This is a genomic window from Bacillus sp. z33, from assembly GCF_058313615.1.
The window spans coordinates 223,609-242,766 of record NZ_JBZFQN010000004.1; the positions used below are offsets into that span (position 1 = coordinate 223,609).

The following is a 19,158-nucleotide window of genomic DNA, read 5'->3' on the forward strand; positions in this document are numbered from 1 at the left end:
CTAATAATTTTATGCTCAATGTTTGTCCGTAATCTAATTTTTAATCGACTACTTCCTCCATCAAAAAAGACAAAGACACAGATTCATATACGGAACCTGTGTCTTTGTCTTTTTATGATAAACATTTAGACAGCTATATTAACCTCTAACGAGAATCACGCACATATCATCGTGTTGATTGGCTTGTTTCTCTTCAGGAAGGATAATATTTAATGGAGCCATTGCTTCATGTTCTGTCCATGGATGCTTGGCGATCTTTTTCAAATGTGCCAACGCAATATTTTCATTGTCATCAATAGCTTCTGCAACACCATCAGTAAATAGTAACGCCTGAAAACTATCTGTATAAGGAACAGTTATTTTGTTTATATGCATATCGACAAAGAAGCCTACAGCAGTGTTTCGTTGACCCATTTCGATTACATCTTTCCCATCGATATAAAGATAGCCTGGTGGATGGCCGGCATTTACATATTGAATCGTTTTGGATTTGGTATCTACTAATATATAAATACCTGTTAAGTAATAAGATGTTAACTTTGTTTTTTCCTCAAGTAAAGTCATGCATCGATTTAATTCAAGAATAACTTTCTCAGGATCCACCAGGTTACGTACCGCTTCACGAAGAATAGAGGAGATATACATACATACCAATGATGCGGGTATTCCATGCCCCATCATGTCAAACATAAATATAGCATAGCGGTCCTGATCAATTTGTTGCCAATAATACATATCACCCGCCAGATTAAAAGATGGCTTATAAGACCTGGTAATTTTAATTTGCTCATTAATTATAGGCTCACTTAACAAACTCCTCTGCACTTTAGTGGCAAGATCGAGTTCGTAGCTTATTTTTTCATCCTGATTTTTATGCCAATCCTTCTCTTCTTTTAATCGAAGTGCAGCACGTATACGAGCCAAAAGCTCTATCTTATTAATAGGCTTCATTAGATAATCCGATCCGCCGGCATCCAATGCCTCTGCCAGCTTATGTGTATCGCCTAATGCGGTCACAAATATAACCGGTATATCTTTATATTCCACCGTTGCAGTAATTCTCCTGCAGGCTTCTATTCCATCTATTTCAGGCATCATGATATCTAATAGAATCAAATTATAGGAACTTCTCCCATGATTTTTACTTAAATCTTCTTCTAAAATATGAATCATCTCGTTTGCAGATTTTGCCAGTGCTATTTCTTTATAGCCTGCCTGCTTTAAGATGGTCTCTATAACAAACAAATTTACTTTATTGTCATCAACGACAAGTATTGACATTCTTTCACCCATCTTCTACAGTACTAAATCTTATATTAATTATGGTATGTCACTTTTACTTAAAATACAAATAGTTGAAACTATGATAACTATTATTAACTTTTTATTAAATTAAAAAAATGGGCTGAAGGTAGGAATGAAAAAGAAGCAAAAAAGATCAAGAGTTATTTGCATGTCTTTTAGATTATATATCTTTTATTAAATGAAAAATATAGTCTCTAAGGGAGGCTTAACCTCTATGAAAAATGTTCGTAATAAATTGGCTACTTCACTCATAGCCTGAAAGGAATATGAATTTTAAAAAGGATGGTGCAACCATGACTGAACAAGATCGACCTGAGAAATCTTATATGAAATCTTACACACCCTTTCACAGTCGATTTGATCCATGCAGACCAATTGGCAAGAAGTACTATTCTACTCCACCTAATTTATTTCTTGGGTTTCAACCTCCCAACTTGCCGCAATATTCTCCGAAAGAAGCGCTTTTCAAGGGAACCCTTTGGCCTGTTTTTTATGACTATTATGAAAACCCATATGAACATAAAAGGGAGGAGCCTTAATGAAACCGCAACTACCGGATGAATATTATCAATTATTAGAGGAAATTCAGGCAATCGACTTTGCCTTGGTAGAGCTAACTTTATATTTAGACACGCACCCTAAAGACGTGGATACCATGCAGCAATTTAATGAGTATTCTCATCAAAGCAGAAAGCTTAAACAGCAATTCGAAAAGAAATTCGGACCGCTTCAACAATTTGGGAACAGTTATACAGATGCCACTTGGGGATGGGGAACCAACCCGTGGCCTTGGCAAATATAATAGATGAGGTGATATCAGCATGTGGTTCTATGAAAAGAAATTACAATATCCAGTCAGAGTCAGCACATGTAATCCGACATTAGCCAAGTATCTAATCGAACAATACGGAGGAGCAGATGGAGAATTGGCGGCAGCCCTTAGATACCTGAATCAACGATATACCATTCCTGATAAGGTGGTGGGGTTGTTAAACGATATTGGCACGGAGGAGTTCGCCCATTTAGAAATGATAGCCACCATGATTTATAAACTCACAAAAGACGCTACTCCAGAGCAGATGCGAGATGCCGGTTTGGCAGACCACTATGTTGATCATGATTCTGCTCTTTTTTATCATAATGCTGCTGGTGTTCCATTTACGGCCGCATATATTCAGGCAAAGGGAGATCCAATTGCAGATTTATATGAGGATATTGCGGCTGAGGAAAAAGCAAGAGCTACCTACCAATGGATTATTAATATGTCAGATGATCCTGATTTAAATGATAGTTTACGATTTTTAAGAGAAAGAGAAATCGTTCATTCTCAACGGTTCCGTGAGGCTGTACAAATTATTACAGATGATAGAGAACGAAAAAAAGTATTTTAAGCGAGGCATATAGCTAATGAAAATCCTGTGTTTGAACACACAGGATTTTTTGATAGAGGCCAACAGAATGTTGGTCACAAAGACATTGCCACACGATGTGGCGTCCTTAGTCTTTGTTCATTAATACAGTCGCATCAGCTTTTTAGTCAATCCAGCTTCGACGTCTAGAAGCTCAGGACATAAGCATAGTCTCTACGCGGGATGGAACTCCTCTCCGAGTCTCTGTCTTATGCTCCTCGCTTCTGAGCAAGCCGTCTCAGCTTTTTAGTTAATCCAGCTTCGGCTCCTAGCTCCTCGAGACATAAGTGTAGCCACTGCGGGAGGGGGAAACACCTCCCTACGTGACTCCTCTTATGCTTGTCGGAGCTGGACAGTCGCATCAGCTTTTTAGTTAATCCAGCTTCAGGGCCTAGCCGCTCGAGGCATAAGTGTAGCTGCTGCAGGAGAGAAAGAACGCTCGCCTTACGCAACTTCTCTTATGCTTGTCGCGGCTGAGCAAAGCCCTGAAGCTTTTTCTGTAATCCAGCTTCGACGGCTAGAAGCTCAGGACATAAGCATAGTCTCTACGCGGGATGAAACTCCCCTCCGAGTCTCTGTCTTATGCTCCTCGCTTCTGGGCGAGCCGTCTCAGCTTTTTAATTAATCCAGCTTCGGCTCCTAGTCCCTCGAGTCATAAGCAAATACTCTGCGGGAGAAGAACCCTCCCTTCGAGTATTCGTCTTATGCTTTTCGGGCCTGACCAGTCACATCAGCTTTTTAGTGTGAATGGCCCCAGATCATGGTTAGGATGGTTCCAAAGATAATAGCGTGTGCAACGAATATCGCATATATTAGATTGAGATAGAGTATTTTCTTATCTTTCGATTCATTTACATGCATGAACATGAAGAGTTGTACAGCTGTTTGGATAATGGCGGTTATGGACAGGATTACCATTCCGGCCGTAAAGGATATGTCATAAAAGGCTACAGATAGCGCAATGATTGTTAGAATTAAAGATATAACATATCCTAAAACATGTTTAACTGGAAATAGTTGTTTGATCATCCTATATCATCTCCTTCAAATAAACGAAGCTAAAGATGAGAATCCAAATCACATCAAGGAAATGCCAATATAGAGAAAAGATAAATGATTTATTAGCTGTATCTGCAGTAAATCCTTCTCGTATGACTTGAATCAGAATACATAGTCCCCAGAATAGCCCGAACGTTACGTGGGCTCCATGTGTGCCGAGCAACATGAATAAGCTGGATAGAAAACCGCTTGTTTGCATGGTTGCGCCTTCTTCAATATAGGTCATAAATTCAAAGATCTCTACACCAAGGAAGACAAGACCGAGCAGCATGGTAATAATAAAGAATGTAATCATCGGTTTTTTCAAATTAAGTCTCATACTATGAATAGCGAGACCACAAGTAAAGCTGCTTGTTAAAAGGACAATGGTTTCAATAATTACGCCTTTAATTTCAAAAATTTCTTTTGCTGTAGGGCCATCACCTGTACCATTAAAGAGCGTATAATAGGTTGCAAATAACATGGAAAATAAGGCAATCTCAGCACCAAGGAATAACCAGAATCCAAAGATTCTTAATTGATTTTGTTCTGTGCTATATTCCAATGGAAGAGAAGAGTCTATCTTCATAGTTTTTCACCTCTCAATACTTTTTCCGTTCCTTCTATTTCCTCAACAGAAACATAATAGCCAGGATCTCGTTCAAAGGATTTAGCAGCCATCGTGACGAATACACCAATCCCAAATATAATAGCTGGAATCCACCAGCTAAATACTAAGCAAAAACCAGAGAGGAAGAAGAAAATGCTCATAATGACTGGTTTTCCTGTATTGCTTGGCATATGGATAGGTTGTATTTCATCTTCATAAAGCGGTTCATTATGGGTTTTGGAATACCATAAAGGATCCACGTGTTTAACGTTTGGCATAACAGCGAAATTATAAAAAGGTGCCGGACTAGGAATAGACCATTCTAATGTACGTGCATCCCATGGGTCTGCCTGTCTGTCACGCGGACTCTTGAATGCACTATAGATAATATTATAGATAACCAGTGCAAAGCCGATTGCTAAACCTACCGCTCCAATACTTGCTACTAAATTCAGTGGTCCGTAGCCTGTTGCTTCGGAGTAGGTATACATCCGACGTGCCATACCGTCCAAGCCTAAATAGAATAGCGGAAGGAATGTCACATTAAAGAATATTGCAATCATCCAAAAACTAATTTTTCCGATTTTTTCATTTAAACGGAAGCCGAAAACTTTTGGGAACCAATAATACGTTCCTGCAATCAATCCAAATACAGTACCTGGAATTAATACATAATGGAAATGAGCCACCAGGAACATGGTATTATGGTACTGATAATCTGCACTGGACATCGCCAGCATAACCCCTGTTACACCGCCGATTGTAAAAATCGGTATAAAGGCTAGTGAGAATAGCATGGCTGTAGGGAATACAATTTTTCCTTTTCTCAGAGTAAACAGCCAGTTGAAAATTTTAATACCTGTTGGTACAGAAATAGCCATTGTAGCAATTGCGAATACACTATTTACTGTTGCGTTGTGTCCCATTGTATAGAAGTGATGGGTCCATACAAGGAATGATAGTAACGAGATGGCAATCATACTGAATACCATTGATTTATATCCATAAAGGTTTTTACGTGCGAAAGTAGAGATGACATCACTGAAAATACCGAAAGCAGGCAAGATAACGATGTATACCTCAGGATGTCCCCAGAACCAAAAGTTGTTTGCCCAAAGCATGTCCATACCACCGTTTGTGGTAGAGAAAAATTGTGTCCCAAATAATCGGTCAAACATCATTTGGGCGAGTGACACGGTGAAGGTAGGGAAAGCGAACAAAATAATAATACATGTAATCAAAGCTGACCAAGTAAATGCCGGCATTTTCCACATGGACATACCTGGTGCTCTCATTTTAATAATAGTTACGATAAAGTTAATCCCCGTCATCAGTGTACCGAGACCGGATAACTGGATGGCGATTGAATAATAATTGTGTCCAACAGTTGGACTGAATTCATTGCTTGCCAAAGGGAAGTAGGCGCTCCAGCCTGCATCTGGAGATCCACCAATGATAAACGATAAATTATAAAGCATAGCTCCTACAAAGAATAACCAAAAGCTTAAGGCGTTCAGCGCCGGAAAAGCAACGTCACGGGCTCCAATTTGTAAAGGAACTATAATATTCATCATTCCCAGTACAAATGGCATAGCCATAAAAAGAATCATAATGACTCCATGAGTAGAAAATACCTCATTGTAGTGTTGTGAATGAAGAAACTCCATATTTGGTGTCGCTTGCTGTAAACGCATCATTAAAGCATCAACACCACCGCGAAATAACATAAGGAACGCAGAAAGTATATACATGATACCAATGCGTTTATGATCTACCGTTGTTAACCATTCACTCCACAGCCAACCATATCTTTTGGTATAGGTTAGAAAGATGATGATTGCCAGCATGACTACTACTATACTGACCATTGCTCCATATATGAGTGGATCGCCAGTTACAAAAAATTCATCCCATTTCATGGTCAAATCTCCTTTCCTGATTTATTCATGATTGTGTTCATCCGTTTCTGTATCTGTGCCATCTATTGCATCATCATTGTTTTCATGGAATGGCCATACAGGAGCCGGACTGAAATCAAGGTGTGTGGAAGTGTAAGTAGCTCTGCCCATTACTTCCATATCAAGCAGCTTGTTAAATTCCTTCTCAGTTAAAGGATCAGCTGTTTCCTGAACCTCTTTTGTCCACTCATCAAATTCTTCTGGTGACTGGGCTAATACTTCGAATTCCATCTGTGCAAAGCCTTCACCACTAAAGTTTGCATTTCGCCCAAAATAAGAACCTGGTTCGTCTGCTGCGATTCTTAAGGTCGTAACCATATCACTCATTGCGTATTTTTGACCTGATAGCTGTGGAACCCAAAAGCTAGTGATTGGTCCAAAGGAATATAGACGAAATTCAATTTCACGATTGGTTGGAATGTTTACATAATTGACCGTTTCAATTCCTTCTTCTGGATAGCTGAAATGCCATTTCCAGTTGGAAGAAGATGCATAAATCACCAAAGGTTCTTCGTCTTCATATCCAGCTGGTGTACTTTCCACTTGGAAGGTGGTTATGACAGTAACTACTGATAGGACTATTACAATAAGGATAGGAATGGCAGTCCAAATAACTTCCAACCATATATTTCCTTTTTCGTATGGCGGGACATAATCAATAGGTTGTTTAGATGCTCGATATTTCACAATCATATAAATGAAAAGGGTATAAACAACCACTAAGATAATAGCCATCACAATCATTGAAAAAATAATTGTGTCGGAAAGAATCTTTGATTGTGGCCCTTTGGGGTTCAATACCATTAAAGAGTCACAACCTGCCAGTGCCAATAAAGTTGCCAAAGACATAGTGAATAAAGTCCATTTTTTCTTCATGATAGTCTCCTTTCTTGAATGATTTTTATTATATTGATAAAGTATTTATACTATTATGATAAGATTTAAAATATCCAAAATTCAAATGATAACCCTTATATTTAACAAGGTTTTATTTGGGAATTTTGAGAAAGGGTAAAGATGATATCAGGGGGATTTTACTTTTTTAGATAACAATTTGATAATAGGTTGAAAGTACTCCTGAGGTGTTTGAATCTTACAAAATAGGGGAGAAATAAAAGTGTAATATAAGAAGATCAATTGAAAATAAATAAAGCTACCGATTAGAATCGATAGCTTAAAATTATAAAAAGAAACACTTATTTAGCTACTGGTGTCCATTGCTTACGGACTTGCTCATAGGCTACCTGTTTAATTTCTGATTCATCAGTATCTCGCGGTGCAAGGACATTTGTTTGATAGCATTTTCCCATGAAATCTATTAAGACTGTAACATTTACCATATAATTCTACTCCTTTTATTCTTTTAAAATGTTTAATAGACGCATCTAAGTGCATCTTTTGGTGGATCTAAAATATTGGTGTTTTTCCAAGGTTTTAGAGTATAAGTGAAGAGAAGTTTTTCTTTAATGGACGGTTTGTCAGTCAAGAGGATATATTACTATTCCCTTTTTTGAATAAAAATAAACTTAGTAATTGGCCGATGGAATAAATTGAGAGGTTAAAGGAATTATATAACAATTTTTAGGATAACTCCATATATTTCTTCCTATTATTTCAATAAAAGTTCGGAGGGATTATTTTGTCTATATTATTATTCGATCTAGATGGTACGTTGGTGGAGACAACGAGATTGAGTATACCTATAATTCAAGCTAAAATCAAGAAATATCCGCATTTGAAAGTGCCTGAGCCAAAAAAGATACAATCGGCATTTGGGTTGCCGCGTAAGGAGTTTTGGGAACTTTTGGCTCCTGATGCAACAGAGCAAGAGGCAATCTCGATTCAGAGTGATTCTGAGGAAAAATTACTGCAAACATTGAAAAATGAGAATGTACTGCTTCCCTTTGCCAAAGAAGTATTAACTGAACTGAAAAGAAGAGGGCATATTTTATCAACAGCAAGTAATTGTTCAACGGCTTATCTAAATGAAATACTGAACTCGCAGCAAATGAGCGATTTATTTCATAAACCATTGTGTATTGAAGGGGTAGGCGGCCGAAAGAAAGGGGATATTCTAACGGCACACTTTCAGCATTTAAATAAATCTGATGTTTTTATGATTGGAGACCGGTCGTCTGATATTGATGCTGCAAAAGAGCATGGTATACCGGCAGTGGCCTGCCATTTTGGATATGCGGGTGCTGGTGAACTAGATGATGCTGATTACCATATCTATTCCTTGAAAGATTTATTGGAAATTTTCAAATAAAATACGATGAGAGAAATAAAGAATCGAAGACACAAAGTACGATAAAAAGAGCTTAGGAAAATTCCTGAGCCTTTATTTTTCCCTTAAACACAGGGTGTGGTATTAAATAACTTGTATCATTTCCACTCTGTTTCCGAAGGGGTCTCTAAATTCAAAACGGTCTAATCCTGGTATGGGTACCCCTTTCACCATCTGAATATGTTGTTTCTCCAAAACCTTTTCCCAGTAGGATAAATCATCTACTTGATATGCTAAATGAGCTTTAGTTTTTAATCGATCAACCTCATCTTCTGTACCTATATGTATATCTCTATCTCCTGCTGTGACCCAGAATCCTCCGCGTCCCTTTAGTGAATCAGGTTTTTCTATTTCTACAAGACCGAGAACTTCACAATAAAATTGTTTCCCTCCTTCTTTAGCGCCTTTTGGAATTGTGATCTGAGCCTGGTGTAAACCCAATATCATATAATAGGCCTTCCTTAACAAATGGTTATTGAATAATTTTGGAAAAATATCTCATTATCTATTCTCGTTTATTATATATTTATAAATACAAACATAAGAATATAGATTATTTATCGTAGCTGATAAGCATTACTCAAGATTTTATTTAGATATTTTGCGGTATTTTAGTTCTTCTGATGACTCTGATGAAATAATTAAAACGCATTTGAATTCATAGGTGAATTCAAATGCGTTTTAATGGTTTCCTAATCTAAATAAACCTTCACGGAGTAAAGTAATGCATTTATCATTTATTAGAGATTAATTTAGCTACAGGCGTACTCTTCCATAATCTTTTTGCAGAAGGGACAATCCCTTTTGCTTGGTTGATCGGATAGGTAATGGCGCTTTTTTTATATTCAACATCGCTCATAATAGTTTGCTGCTGTTTTGATAAGAGATCTGTTTCATATTTAATACCATCCGTTTGTTGTTGTATTCGTGTAACGGTTGCCTGTATCTCATTAATGGTTGGTTTAGCTTCCTTAAAGGTTCGAAAAGCATTTATACCAAGATATACGATTGATCCAACGATAACTCCTATACTAATCCAAACGATTATCATGCCCAAACCTCCTTTGAAAAAAATTCCTACTTTAACTATATCTTACCCATATTTATACGGTAAGTAACATATGATTTAATCTAATATATGATTAATAAAAGCTCAGGTGGGTATTAAAACCATATATTAACTTTTTAGAGAAAGGATGATTAGAATGGATAAAGATGTTATTGGTGTTTATGATACCGGACAGGATGCTGTGCGAGCAGTTGAACATTTACAAAAGCAGGGCTATAAAAAAGAAGATATTTCCGTAGTGGTTAAGGATGAGAAAAAGGCTGAACATATTACAACTAAAACGGATACAAATGTAGATACTGGATTGGCAGCGGGTGCAACTACTGGCGGAATTTTGGGAGGACTAACAGGATTACTTGCTGGTGTAGGTGCATTAGCGATTCCAGGAATTGGGCCGATTGTTGCAGCAGGGCCGATTGCCACGACATTGGGAGGCATTGCAGCTGGTGCAGGTGCAGGTGGCTTGACGGGTGCACTGGTTGGTTTGGGAATCCCTAAAGAAACGGCAGCAGAATATGCTACAGAAGTGGAAAAAGGAAAAATTCTTATTTTAGTTGATCCGGCAGCAAGAAAGAAATACACGGGTCATGACAGATACGACAAATCGGTTGATTCATTAGTGGAAGCACAACGCGAAGTAAAAGTCGTGATCAATCCGGTTAACGATGAGGATCTTAATAAGAAAAGATAAGTATACTAAATCACTTATTTTGAAGAAAAACGAGGCTGTGACAGAATTAAAAATACACTTCTAAAGCCTAATAATTAGAAGGTATATAACAGCTGAAGAACAATAAAACCAAACTATTCAAACTCTGGTTGAGAGTTTTAGAAAATAGTGCGGTTTTTTTTTATTAGCTGAACCATATATTCCAGCCTCATTTATTCATAATTAAAAAACGAACCAAGCAATAGCCTGATTCGTTTCGATTTAATTAGATAATTTTGAAATGAAGTAACAACCTGTCATTTATTGGTGTCTATTTATGTGTATGATGTAAATTGCCGCGGTTATCTATTCCACTTGGACGTTTTTACTTAAACGATATAAGCCCTACCTCTCTTATATCCTTACGGCTCCGAAGCCGATCCAGCGTGAATAAGTGTTCCTAAAAACATAAATTGTAGAATGCCATATCTATTTACATATCTATGTGCAAGTCACTACTTTAAAATTATATCTTCTTATTGTATACTCAAAGAATTTATTTGTCAAATGTATGTTTCTTATATTGGAACTACGTCCCGTAGATAACCACGAGTATATTTTATCCGTTACCTCTCTTATATACCCGGATTTAAATAACAAAAACCTGAAAATATAATGGTAATAATTTCCTGACTAGAAGGAAAATAAGTGGCGGTTTGCATAAAATAGATTATATAAAAAGAAGGTGTGAGGAATATGAAACCGAGACCCAAACCAATAAATAATTTAGTAAAACAGACCCAATTGGCTATAAACGGGGAGTACAGTGCTATTAAGTGTTATGAAAAATTAGCTAAGCTAGCACCAACAGATGAAGAGCAAGAGCAAATAATGAAAATCAGAAATGATGAGATTAACCATTTAAAAGAGCTGGTAGTTCTCTATACTGGCATATCAGGGATTGATCCGAAGCCAAAGCAGATAGAACCTTGCGAGGATGATTATCTACGAGGTCTTGAAACAGCATTAAGAGATGAAAAATATACTGTGGATTTCTACCTTTCAGTAGCAGAAGGAACTATTAATAAAGCGGCTAGAGAATTGTTTACACGTGCAGCTAAGGACGAGCAAAAGCACGCAGTTTTGTTCTTTTACTTTTATATGAAGAATAAATAAGGAGCAATGGGGCAAATAATTTAATATTTTCTGCATAAGCGACCTCCCATTTGGGAATAAGGAAACTAACAATAATTTACTAAATGGGAGGATGGAACATGAAAGCTGTAACGTATCAAGGATCCAAAAAAATTGAAGTAAAAGAAGTAGAAGATCCAAAGCTTGAAAAAAACGATGATATAATCGTCAAAATCACCTCCACGGCCATTTGTGGATCGGATCTTCATATTTACCAAGGGAATATGCCGGTAAGGGAAGGATATATTATCGGGCATGAACCGATGGGAATCGTAGAAGAAGTCGGTCCTGAGGTCACCAAAGTAAAAAAAGGCGACCGGGTAGTTATTCCTTTCAATGTATCCTGCGGTCAATGTTATTATTGCCAGCATGAAATGGAAAGCCAATGCGACCATACTGAGTCCAATCCACACCAAGATACTGGCGGTTATTTTGGATATACAGAGCGATATGGGAATCATCCCGGAGGCCAGGCAGAATATTTAAAAGTTCCGTTTGCAAACTATATGCCATTTGTAATACCAGAATCCTGTGAATTAGAGGATGAGTCTTTGTTATTTATGTCTGATGTGCTGCCTACAGCCCTTTGGAGTGTAGAGCATGCTGGAGTAAAACCTGATGATACAGTCGTAGTGCTTGGTTGTGGACCAATCGGATTAATGACACAGAAATTTGCATTCATGGCAGGTGCTAAACGGGTTATAGCCGTTGATCATTTGGATTATCGCTTAAAACAAGCCGAGAAAATGAATAAAGTTGAAACGGTTAATCTCAATAATTATCAGGATACAGGAAGCTATATAAAAGAAATTACACAGGGCGGCGCAGATGTCGTCATTGATTGTGTTGGTATGGACGGGAAAAAATCAACAATTGAAAAAGTAGAGCAAAAGTTAAAATTGCAGGGTGGGACGTTAAGTGCTATCCAAATTGCAACAAAGGCGATAAGGAAATTTGGTACGTTGCAACTTACCGGTGTTTATGGATCCGTTTATAATATGTTCCCGTTGGAGAAATTTTTCTCCCGTAATATTACGATGAAGATGGGACAAGCTCCTGTTGTGCACTACATGCCTCGATTATACAAAATGATTGAAGAAGGAAAACTTGATCCTACAGAAATTGTTACACATAAAATACCACTGTTAGACGCAGCCAAAGGGTATTCCCTTTTTAATGAACATGAAGATGATTGTACGAAGGTTGTTTTAAAACCATAAAAACAAGAGGAAAGCCAAGCTTCACTCCTTTAATGGGGATGCTTGGTTTTTTTATTAAATGCGTTCAATTGCAAATAGGTTATAATATTGCGTAAAAAAGAAAAGGGGATATCTGATGTGAAAATTGGAGTGATAGCTGATATTCATGGGAATTCACCTGCTTTAAAAGCAGTTCTTAATGAACTCGATAAGAGACGGGCCATTGACCATATTTATTGTTTAGGAGATATGATTGCAATTGGTCCGGATACAAATGAAGTTTTAGAAATGTTGTTTATCAGGAATGATGTATCCATGATTACGGGAAATCATGATGAAGCGGTTTTAGCCCTTCTTAAAGGAGAAGAATACCCGTTAAGTCATGCCGACGCCAAGGAACATCATCAATGGATAGCGAATAAAATGGACAAGGATTTCATCTCCAAATTAGAGCAACTGCCCCGGACAATCAATCTAACAGTCGAAGGAAAGTCGATATTTTTTACCCATTATCATATTGAGCCAACGAAATTAAATGATCCTATCAGCCAAGACCCTTTTAGTCGGATTGTTGAGCCGGACCTCCATCAAATCAGCCTTTTATTTCAAGAGAAGGAAGAATATTTAATCTGTTTTGGCCATCATCATCCACGACATTTTTTCGAAAGTGACCATACTATCTTTTTGAATCCAGGTTCATTAGGGTGCAACTCAAAACCAAGCGCTCGCTATTCAATTATAGATATAAAGGAGGGGAGGATAGATATTCAATTAGAAGAGGTTGCTTATGATAATATTGAGTTTTTAGCGTCTTATGAAAAATTGCAGGTTCCGGATCGAGAATTTCTCCTGGAGGTTTTTCATGGCAATCAATTAAAACAATAACTTTTTAATGATTGCTCCTGGTGTATTTATTTATTAAATGATCCTCTGATTCCTCTGCAGAAATACTACATTGGGAGTATCTTTTACCTATTTTATACCTGTCTTTCTATGGCAGGGTAAAGACTTCAAGGCAAAATAAAAACCCGTTAACAAGGATTTGATGAGAATCCGAGGTTAACGGGCTGTGAGTTGTTAGTAGGATGAAATTAAAATACTTTAGTCGTCCAGGATTCGCAATTCCAAACATCAGTGGCTATGTCCTGATAGAAATCAGGTTCATGGCTGATTAACAGAATGCTTCCTTTGAAGGCTTTTAAAGCGCGCTTTAATTCTTCTTTTGCATCTACATCAAGATGGTTGGTCGGTTCATCTAGAACAAGTAAGTTGTGTTCACGATTAATCAGTTTGCACAGACGAACTTTTGCTTTTTCTCCACCGCTGAGTACTTCAACTTTACTCTCGATATGCTTGGTGGTTAGTCCGCATTTTGCTAAAGCAGCACGGATTTCTGCCTGATTATAGGAAGGGAACTCCTGCCAGATTTCTTCAATACAGGTATTATTAGAGGTTTGTTTGACCTCTTGTTCAAAATAGCCCATATACAAGTGTTCGCCAAGTTCAACCTGGCCGGAAATCGGCTTAATTTCACCAAGAATACTTCTGAGCAATGTTGTTTTTCCAATTCCATTGGCACCGACAAAAGCAATCTTTTGTCCACGCTCCATTCGTAAATTTAATGGTCTGGAGAGTGGCTCATTATACCCGATTACAAGGTCTTTTGTTTCAAATATGAGCTTTCCTGATGTGCGTGCTTCACGGAAACGGAATTCCGGTTTCGGCTTTTCTTTCGCCAGTTCAATGATATCCATTTTTTCAAGCTTTTTCTGACGAGACATGGCCATGTTTCGAGTCGATACACGTGCTTTATTACGTGCGACGAAATCCTTGAGGCCTGCAATCTCTTGTTGCTGTCTTTTATAGGCTGCTTCAAGCTGTTGCTTTTTCACCTCATACACTTTCATAAAATCATCATAATTGCCGACATAACGGGTCAATTCCTGGTTTTCCATATGATAAACCAGATTGATTACACTGTTTAAGAATGGAATATCATGTGAAATTAAAATAAAGGCATTTTCATAATTTTGAAGATAACGCTTGAGCCACTCGATATGCTGTTCATCAAGATAGTTGGTCGGCTCATCTAAAAGTAATATATCAGGCTTTTCAAGTAATAATTTTGCGAGCAGCACTTTTGTGCGCTGGCCGCCGCTTAAGTCCTGTACATCGCGTTCAAGTCCAATTTCATCGAGTCCCAACCCTCTTGCAATCTCCTCGACTTTTGCATCAATAACATAAAAGTCATTATTTGTAAGGACGTCCTGAAGCAAACCAGATTCTTCAAGTAAGGTTTCCAATTCTTCAGGAGAAGCCTCACCCATCTTGGCAAAAATCTCATTCATTTCATTTTCCATATCATACAAATACTGAAATGCTGTTTTCAATACATCACGGATCGTCATGCCTTTTTCAAGAACAGCATGTTGATCAAGATATCCAGTACGTACTTTCTTTGACCATTCCACTTTTCCTTCATCAGGTTCAAGCTGTCCGGTTACAATGTTCATAAATGTAGACTTTCCTTCACCATTAGCTCCTACGAGACCGATGTGTTCGCCTTTAAGTAGGCGGAAAGAAACCTTATTAAAGATGGCTCTGTCTCCAAAACCATGGCTTAAATCTTTTACGGATAATATCATTTATCTGTGCTCCTGACTCTTAATTGTCTAATTAATGGGTCTATACGCATTTAATAGTACAATATTTCTTGATAAAAGCATAGATAATAAGCAATTACAGGTATTGTAAAATATGGTGTTTACGAATACTTCTGAAAGTTGTATCATATTAACTGCAACAGTTAGAATAGTGTGAATATAGAGAAAAGAGGGTAAAAGGTATGAAAAAGGGTTTATGGTTATGCAGCATTATGGCTTTATTGCTTGTCTTAGTCGTGGGTTGTTCGTCAAAAGAGGAAACCAAAGAGGAAGCAAACAGTGAAAAATCGGACGTAAAAAGTGAGTTATTGGATTTTTACCTTTCCATTGCTAATACCATTAATGGAAGTGACAGAGACTTAAATACATATGAGGGAGCAGAGGATCCGTCCCTTTTAACAGAGGAAGATAAACGAAAAGCGGCTGCTTCAGCAAATTCTGTCGTGGATGCATTAAAAGATGTAGAGGTTCCCGATAGTTTAGATAAATATAGTAAAGACTTTGATGAAGCTATAAAGTTCATTTCTGATTCTTATAAAGAAAAAGGAATTCAATTATCTGGTACTGGCGATGTCAATATGGATAAAGCAAATGAATTATTTAATAATGGAAATGAAAAAATTGGTAAAATTTATAAATCAGAAGATTTAATCGCTCCGAATTTAGCTGCTGAAGTAAATGGTTAATGGGTTCGTTCCATTCGATTCTTAGGATCGGATGGTTTTTTTGAATTCGCTTGGGATTACAAAGTCCCAAGCGAATTCGTTTTATTTCCTTGCTTTAGCACGGGCATCAGCAGCGTTGGACCTAGCTTGTGCAACTAGATCATCATGGTCAGCCAGTGCCTCGGAGAATTCTACATCTAGTCCGTCAGATTTTAAGGATGGCTCCATGTTTCTAGTTGCCATCCTATCCCTGCCGTGAAGTAAGTTATGGTTATATCTGCCCATTTTAGATTACCTCCTAATGAAGAATATCTTCTTATTTAGAGTGCAACAAAGGTCAAGTGATTAATCTGGTAAATAAAAGCGGTTTATGGACGAGTACCTTTAGCTCCGGTATATCCTGCTGCACGGTCTGCTGCTTTGAATTTTTTTTGATAACGGACTTCCTGAGTTGATGTCAGGCGATTTTTCATTTGGTCACGTTGCTTCTTATCCATGTACATGCTCCTTTTCACAATAGTTTCATCCCTATAATTTCCATAAATGAATGTTTTAATCCATTTTCTAAAATCAATGAAAAGACTAAGATAAGGATATATGTTTTAATTAAAAGAGGAGGCGAGCAAGCAATGCCACTTATCTCAAAAATCGAACAACAAAAAAAGAATAAAAATCGTTTCAATATATATTTAAAAGAGGAAGGACAGGCAGAAAAATATGGATTCAGTGTCGACGATGACTTGCTTGTCCGCATGCAACTTTCAAAGGGCATGGAAGTCGATGAATTATCCATCATGGAAATTCAATATCGTGACCATATTCAAAAAGCTTTTCAGTCTGCCATCAATTATCTTTCTTATAGGATACGTTCAGAATATGAGGTTGTTTCTTATTTAACAGAGAAGGAATGGGAACAGGCCGTAATTGATGAAGTGATGCATAAGCTGAGGGATTATAAATATGTCAATGATGAAGAATATGCAAAAGCTTATGTGCGAACACAAATAAATGTCAGTAAAAAAGGTCCTAATGTGATTCAGACTGAATTGATTAATAAAGGGATCTCAGAAAAAGATCAACAGACTGCTTTAAGTCAATATACAGATGACCTGCAGCGAAAAAATGCTGAAGAATGGGCCAGCAAGACATTAAATAAAAGTAAGGGTTCAAATAAAGAAGCGAAGCAGAAATCGATTCAATTTATTGTACGGAAAGGCTTCTCGATGAACCTTGCGAAATCGGCGACTGAAAAAATCGCTGTGGACGACAAGGATGCGGAGTGGGAGAGTCTTATAAAAATTGGCTCCAAATTCCACAGAAAATATGCTCAGCAGGAAGAACTGACCTATAATCAAAAAATGAGAATGGCCCTTTTTCGAAAGGGTTTTGATATGGATTTAATTAATCATTTCTTGAATTTGGGCAAAGAGAGAATTGACAACGGAGATTTTGAGTTAGATTGAGAGGGGAAAGGGTATGCAGGAGAAAAAATTCAGTGAGATGACAGAATATGAACTTCGACAAACTATCGCAGATTTAAATGAGAAAGCAAGAAAAGCTGAACAGTTAGGGATGGTTAATGAATTTGCCGTACATAAAAGGAGAGCTGTTATGGCAAAGGCTTATACGTTAAACTCTGCAGATTTTCCAATAGGTGAAATATACGGCATAGATGGAGCTCCGGGAGAATACTTTAAGGTTGATTATCTAAAAGGTGTGTTTGCTTGGGGGTATCGTCTTCACCAAAGTGAAGAAGAAGGACTGCCTATTTCTTTACTTTTGAAATTAAATTAAAGAGGTAAAAAGAGCTTTCTGAAATTTCCAGAAAGCTCTTTTGTGTTTATTCGGAATCTCGCTCTCCAGATGCATTCATTCGCTCCTGGGGATGAGTATTGGTACTTCCATCTGCTCTTTTTGAAGCATACTCAGACTTAGCACGTGGTTCACCATTAAATTTATTATCATGTTCATAAGGAAAGCCTTTTGCTTTGTTTCTCAAAGGATCTCACCTCTCATTTTGGAATGGGTGCTTTATTAGTATTCATAAATCGTTTCCGCCCATTCATGTAAAAGCATTCCTGATTAACCAGTGATCATATTTAATTTCTTTTGAAGTTTTTCTTCCGTAAAAACCCACCCGGTAAATGAGTTGATAATGTTTAAATTCTCATCTAAATGGACAATCGCTACAAACGGATAGCGTCCTTTGCTGCGGTAGCGTAAATCTATGAATCGAACGATATGCATCTGATCCTGATAATCCATTTCCCATCGGTATACGGGTGAAAAAGAGACAAAGGCCGCTAAGTTAACATCTTTTAATGCAGCATCTAATATAGGGCTTTCTGGCAAAGGCATCCGTTCAAAAGTATCGTAAAATTGAATTTCACGATTTTCAGCGACCCCCACATAATACTTATCAGGTGTAGTAACAGCTATTTTCCAACGATGATAACGCATAGTTGGTGAGAGTGTGATGCGTCGTGAGTTAGGTAGCTGCAAGCGTATACGAGCTTTTAAGCTTCTGGATTCAAAAATACGGGCTATATAATAGCCAACAATAATAATATAAATTATTACGAATGTCGGACCCGGATCAAAGCCGAAAGACCATAAAATAAGTCCAGCGATATGAATGCCGAATATGAAAGGATCAAATGTATTAATAATCCCGAGTGCGACCCATCTGGAAGAGATAGGACTGATGGCTTGTGTTCCGTAAGCGTTAAATATATCTACAAACACATGAAGAAATACCGCTAAAAAAGTCCATATCCATAGATGCAAAGTATTTGCCTCTGGAATAAAGATGGAAATAAGTGCTGTAATTAAAATAGGCCATAGAATCACAAATGGGATGGAGTGTGTTCTCCCGCGGTGATTGCGTATATATACTGCATTATTTCTCATTTTAAGGACTGTATCAATATCAGGTGCCTGGGAGCCAAGGATCGTACCAATCATTACAGCAGTTGCTGTTGAAGTATGGAGGGCAACTTGTGGATCCAATGTGGCTAATCCGCCAAGTGCTATACCCATTACCAGATGTGTACCGGTATCCATATTGCATCCTCCTTTTTCGACTGACTTTAAAGAGATAACTAAAGGTTTT

The 19,158-nt window shown here is 37.6% G+C and carries 24 protein-coding genes; 11 read left to right on the plus strand and 13 right to left on the minus strand.

Going from position 1 to position 19,158, the window contains the following annotated elements:
• Window positions 1-138 precede the first annotated feature (138 nt).
• Complete coding sequence (locus tag AC4G3L_RS15665) at window positions 139-1,281, minus strand: SpoIIE family protein phosphatase (protein WP_491077925.1); 1,143 nt, start codon at window positions 1,279-1,281, stop codon at window positions 139-141.
• 317 nt (window positions 1,282-1,598) lie between these two features.
• Between AC4G3L_RS15665 and AC4G3L_RS15670 the strand changes: the two genes are divergently transcribed.
• The 3 genes from AC4G3L_RS15670 to AC4G3L_RS15680 are packed head-to-tail and all read left to right on the plus strand — an operon-like array spanning window position 1,599 to window position 2,696.
• The gene (locus tag AC4G3L_RS15670; protein WP_491077926.1) at window positions 1,599-1,844 is read left to right on the plus strand and encodes a spore coat associated protein CotJA; all 246 of its coding nucleotides are present in this window, start codon (window positions 1,599-1,601) and stop codon (window positions 1,842-1,844) included.
• Window positions 1,844-2,107, plus strand: a complete 264-nt coding sequence (locus tag AC4G3L_RS15675; RefSeq protein WP_491077927.1) for a spore coat protein CotJB — start codon at window positions 1,844-1,846, stop codon at window positions 2,105-2,107. The genes AC4G3L_RS15670 and AC4G3L_RS15675 overlap by 1 nt, the downstream gene beginning before the upstream one ends.
• 19 nt (window positions 2,108-2,126) lie before the next feature.
• The gene (locus AC4G3L_RS15680; protein WP_491077928.1) at window positions 2,127-2,696 is read left to right on the plus strand and encodes a manganese catalase family protein; all 570 of its coding nucleotides are present in this window, start codon (window positions 2,127-2,129) and stop codon (window positions 2,694-2,696) included.
• A 756-nt stretch (window positions 2,697-3,452) separates the two neighbouring features.
• Here the strand turns inward: AC4G3L_RS15680 and qoxD are convergent.
• The 5 genes from qoxD to AC4G3L_RS15705 form a co-directional block, all read right to left on the minus strand.
• On the minus strand, window positions 3,453-3,740 hold the full coding sequence (gene qoxD / locus AC4G3L_RS15685; RefSeq protein WP_491077978.1) for a cytochrome aa3 quinol oxidase subunit IV: 288 nt from the start codon (window positions 3,738-3,740) through the stop codon (window positions 3,453-3,455).
• Between the two features lie 4 nt (window positions 3,741-3,744).
• A complete protein-coding gene (gene qoxC / locus AC4G3L_RS15690; RefSeq protein ID WP_491077929.1) occupies window positions 3,745-4,341 on the minus strand; it encodes a cytochrome aa3 quinol oxidase subunit III in 597 nt (198 codons plus the stop codon).
• Entirely contained in the window at window positions 4,338-6,281 is a 1,944-nt protein-coding gene (gene qoxB / locus AC4G3L_RS15695; protein ID WP_491077930.1) for a cytochrome aa3 quinol oxidase subunit I, read from the minus strand. Before qoxB ends, qoxC begins: the two co-directional genes overlap by 4 nt.
• 21 nt (window positions 6,282-6,302) lie before the next feature.
• Window positions 6,303-7,196 (minus strand): cytochrome aa3 quinol oxidase subunit II, encoded by an 894-nt coding sequence (gene qoxA / locus AC4G3L_RS15700; RefSeq protein ID WP_491077931.1) that lies wholly within the window; start codon window positions 7,194-7,196, stop codon window positions 6,303-6,305.
• Window positions 7,197-7,516: 320 nt separating this feature from the next.
• Entirely contained in the window at window positions 7,517-7,660 is a 144-nt protein-coding gene (locus AC4G3L_RS15705; protein ID WP_491077932.1) for a BA3454 family stress response protein, read from the minus strand.
• Between the two features lie 299 nt (window positions 7,661-7,959).
• Here AC4G3L_RS15705 and AC4G3L_RS15710 point away from each other — a divergent pair, with 299 nt between their 5' ends.
• The gene (locus AC4G3L_RS15710) at window positions 7,960-8,589 is read left to right on the plus strand and encodes an HAD family hydrolase (RefSeq protein WP_491077933.1); all 630 of its coding nucleotides are present in this window, start codon (window positions 7,960-7,962) and stop codon (window positions 8,587-8,589) included.
• A 102-nt stretch (window positions 8,590-8,691) separates the two neighbouring features.
• Here AC4G3L_RS15710 and AC4G3L_RS15715 read toward each other — a convergent pair whose 3' ends face one another.
• A complete protein-coding gene (locus AC4G3L_RS15715) occupies window positions 8,692-9,054 on the minus strand; it encodes a VOC family protein (RefSeq protein ID WP_491077934.1) in 363 nt (120 codons plus the stop codon).
• 286 nt (window positions 9,055-9,340) lie between these two features.
• Window positions 9,341-9,658, minus strand: coding sequence for a DUF948 domain-containing protein (locus AC4G3L_RS15720; RefSeq protein ID WP_491077935.1), 318 nt, complete (start codon window positions 9,656-9,658; stop codon window positions 9,341-9,343).
• A gap of 154 nt (window positions 9,659-9,812) precedes the next feature.
• On the opposite strand from AC4G3L_RS15720, the gene AC4G3L_RS15725 reads away from it, so the two are divergent.
• From AC4G3L_RS15725 to AC4G3L_RS15740, 4 genes are all read left to right on the plus strand, one after another.
• Complete coding sequence (locus AC4G3L_RS15725; protein WP_491077936.1) at window positions 9,813-10,367, plus strand: general stress protein; 555 nt, start codon at window positions 9,813-9,815, stop codon at window positions 10,365-10,367.
• Window positions 10,368-11,081: 714 nt separating this feature from the next.
• A complete protein-coding gene (locus AC4G3L_RS15730; protein ID WP_491077937.1) occupies window positions 11,082-11,501 on the plus strand; it encodes a ferritin-like domain-containing protein in 420 nt (139 codons plus the stop codon).
• A gap of 98 nt (window positions 11,502-11,599) precedes the next feature.
• Window positions 11,600-12,739 carry a zinc-dependent alcohol dehydrogenase gene (locus AC4G3L_RS15735; protein ID WP_491077938.1) on the plus strand — a complete coding sequence of 380 codons (1,140 nt, stop codon included), beginning with the start codon at window positions 11,600-11,602 and terminating at the stop codon, window positions 12,737-12,739.
• Between the two features lie 117 nt (window positions 12,740-12,856).
• Window positions 12,857-13,603, plus strand: a complete 747-nt coding sequence (locus AC4G3L_RS15740) for a metallophosphoesterase family protein (RefSeq protein ID WP_491077939.1) — start codon at window positions 12,857-12,859, stop codon at window positions 13,601-13,603.
• A gap of 206 nt (window positions 13,604-13,809) precedes the next feature.
• Here the strand turns inward: AC4G3L_RS15740 and AC4G3L_RS15745 are convergent, their stop codons facing one another.
• A complete protein-coding gene (locus tag AC4G3L_RS15745; protein WP_491077940.1) occupies window positions 13,810-15,363 on the minus strand; it encodes an ABC-F family ATP-binding cassette domain-containing protein in 1,554 nt (517 codons plus the stop codon).
• A 200-nt stretch (window positions 15,364-15,563) separates the two neighbouring features.
• Here AC4G3L_RS15745 and AC4G3L_RS15750 point away from each other — a divergent pair, with 200 nt between their 5' ends.
• Window positions 15,564-16,067 (plus strand): hypothetical protein, encoded by a 504-nt coding sequence (locus tag AC4G3L_RS15750; protein WP_491077941.1) that lies wholly within the window; start codon window positions 15,564-15,566, stop codon window positions 16,065-16,067.
• A gap of 81 nt (window positions 16,068-16,148) precedes the next feature.
• On the opposite strand, the gene AC4G3L_RS15755 is transcribed toward AC4G3L_RS15750, so the two are convergent.
• Both AC4G3L_RS15755 and AC4G3L_RS15760 read right to left on the minus strand, forming a co-directional pair.
• Window positions 16,149-16,289, minus strand: coding sequence for a YfhD family protein (locus AC4G3L_RS15755; RefSeq protein ID WP_491077979.1), 141 nt, complete (start codon window positions 16,287-16,289; stop codon window positions 16,149-16,151).
• A gap of 125 nt (window positions 16,290-16,414) precedes the next feature.
• Window positions 16,415-16,543, minus strand: coding sequence for a YfhE family protein (locus tag AC4G3L_RS15760; protein WP_491077942.1), 129 nt, complete (start codon window positions 16,541-16,543; stop codon window positions 16,415-16,417).
• A 132-nt stretch (window positions 16,544-16,675) separates the two neighbouring features.
• Between AC4G3L_RS15760 and recX the strand changes: the two genes are divergently transcribed.
• Together recX and AC4G3L_RS15770 are read left to right on the plus strand one after the other, a co-directional pair.
• Window positions 16,676-17,509 (plus strand): recombination regulator RecX, encoded by an 834-nt coding sequence (recX, locus tag AC4G3L_RS15765; protein WP_491077943.1) that lies wholly within the window; start codon window positions 16,676-16,678, stop codon window positions 17,507-17,509.
• 13 nt (window positions 17,510-17,522) lie between these two features.
• Entirely contained in the window at window positions 17,523-17,840 is a 318-nt protein-coding gene (locus AC4G3L_RS15770; RefSeq protein WP_491077944.1) for a YfhH family protein, read from the plus strand.
• A gap of 46 nt (window positions 17,841-17,886) precedes the next feature.
• On the opposite strand, the gene AC4G3L_RS15775 is transcribed toward AC4G3L_RS15770, so the two are convergent.
• Window positions 17,887-18,045 (minus strand): small, acid-soluble spore protein K, encoded by a 159-nt coding sequence (locus AC4G3L_RS15775; protein WP_491077945.1) that lies wholly within the window; start codon window positions 18,043-18,045, stop codon window positions 17,887-17,889.
• 83 nt (window positions 18,046-18,128) lie between these two features.
• Window positions 18,129-19,109: a metal-dependent hydrolase gene (locus tag AC4G3L_RS15780; RefSeq protein WP_491077946.1), complete on the minus strand. Its 981-nt coding sequence runs from the start codon at window positions 19,107-19,109 to the stop codon at window positions 18,129-18,131.
• Between the last annotated feature and the right edge of the window lie 49 nt (window positions 19,110-19,158).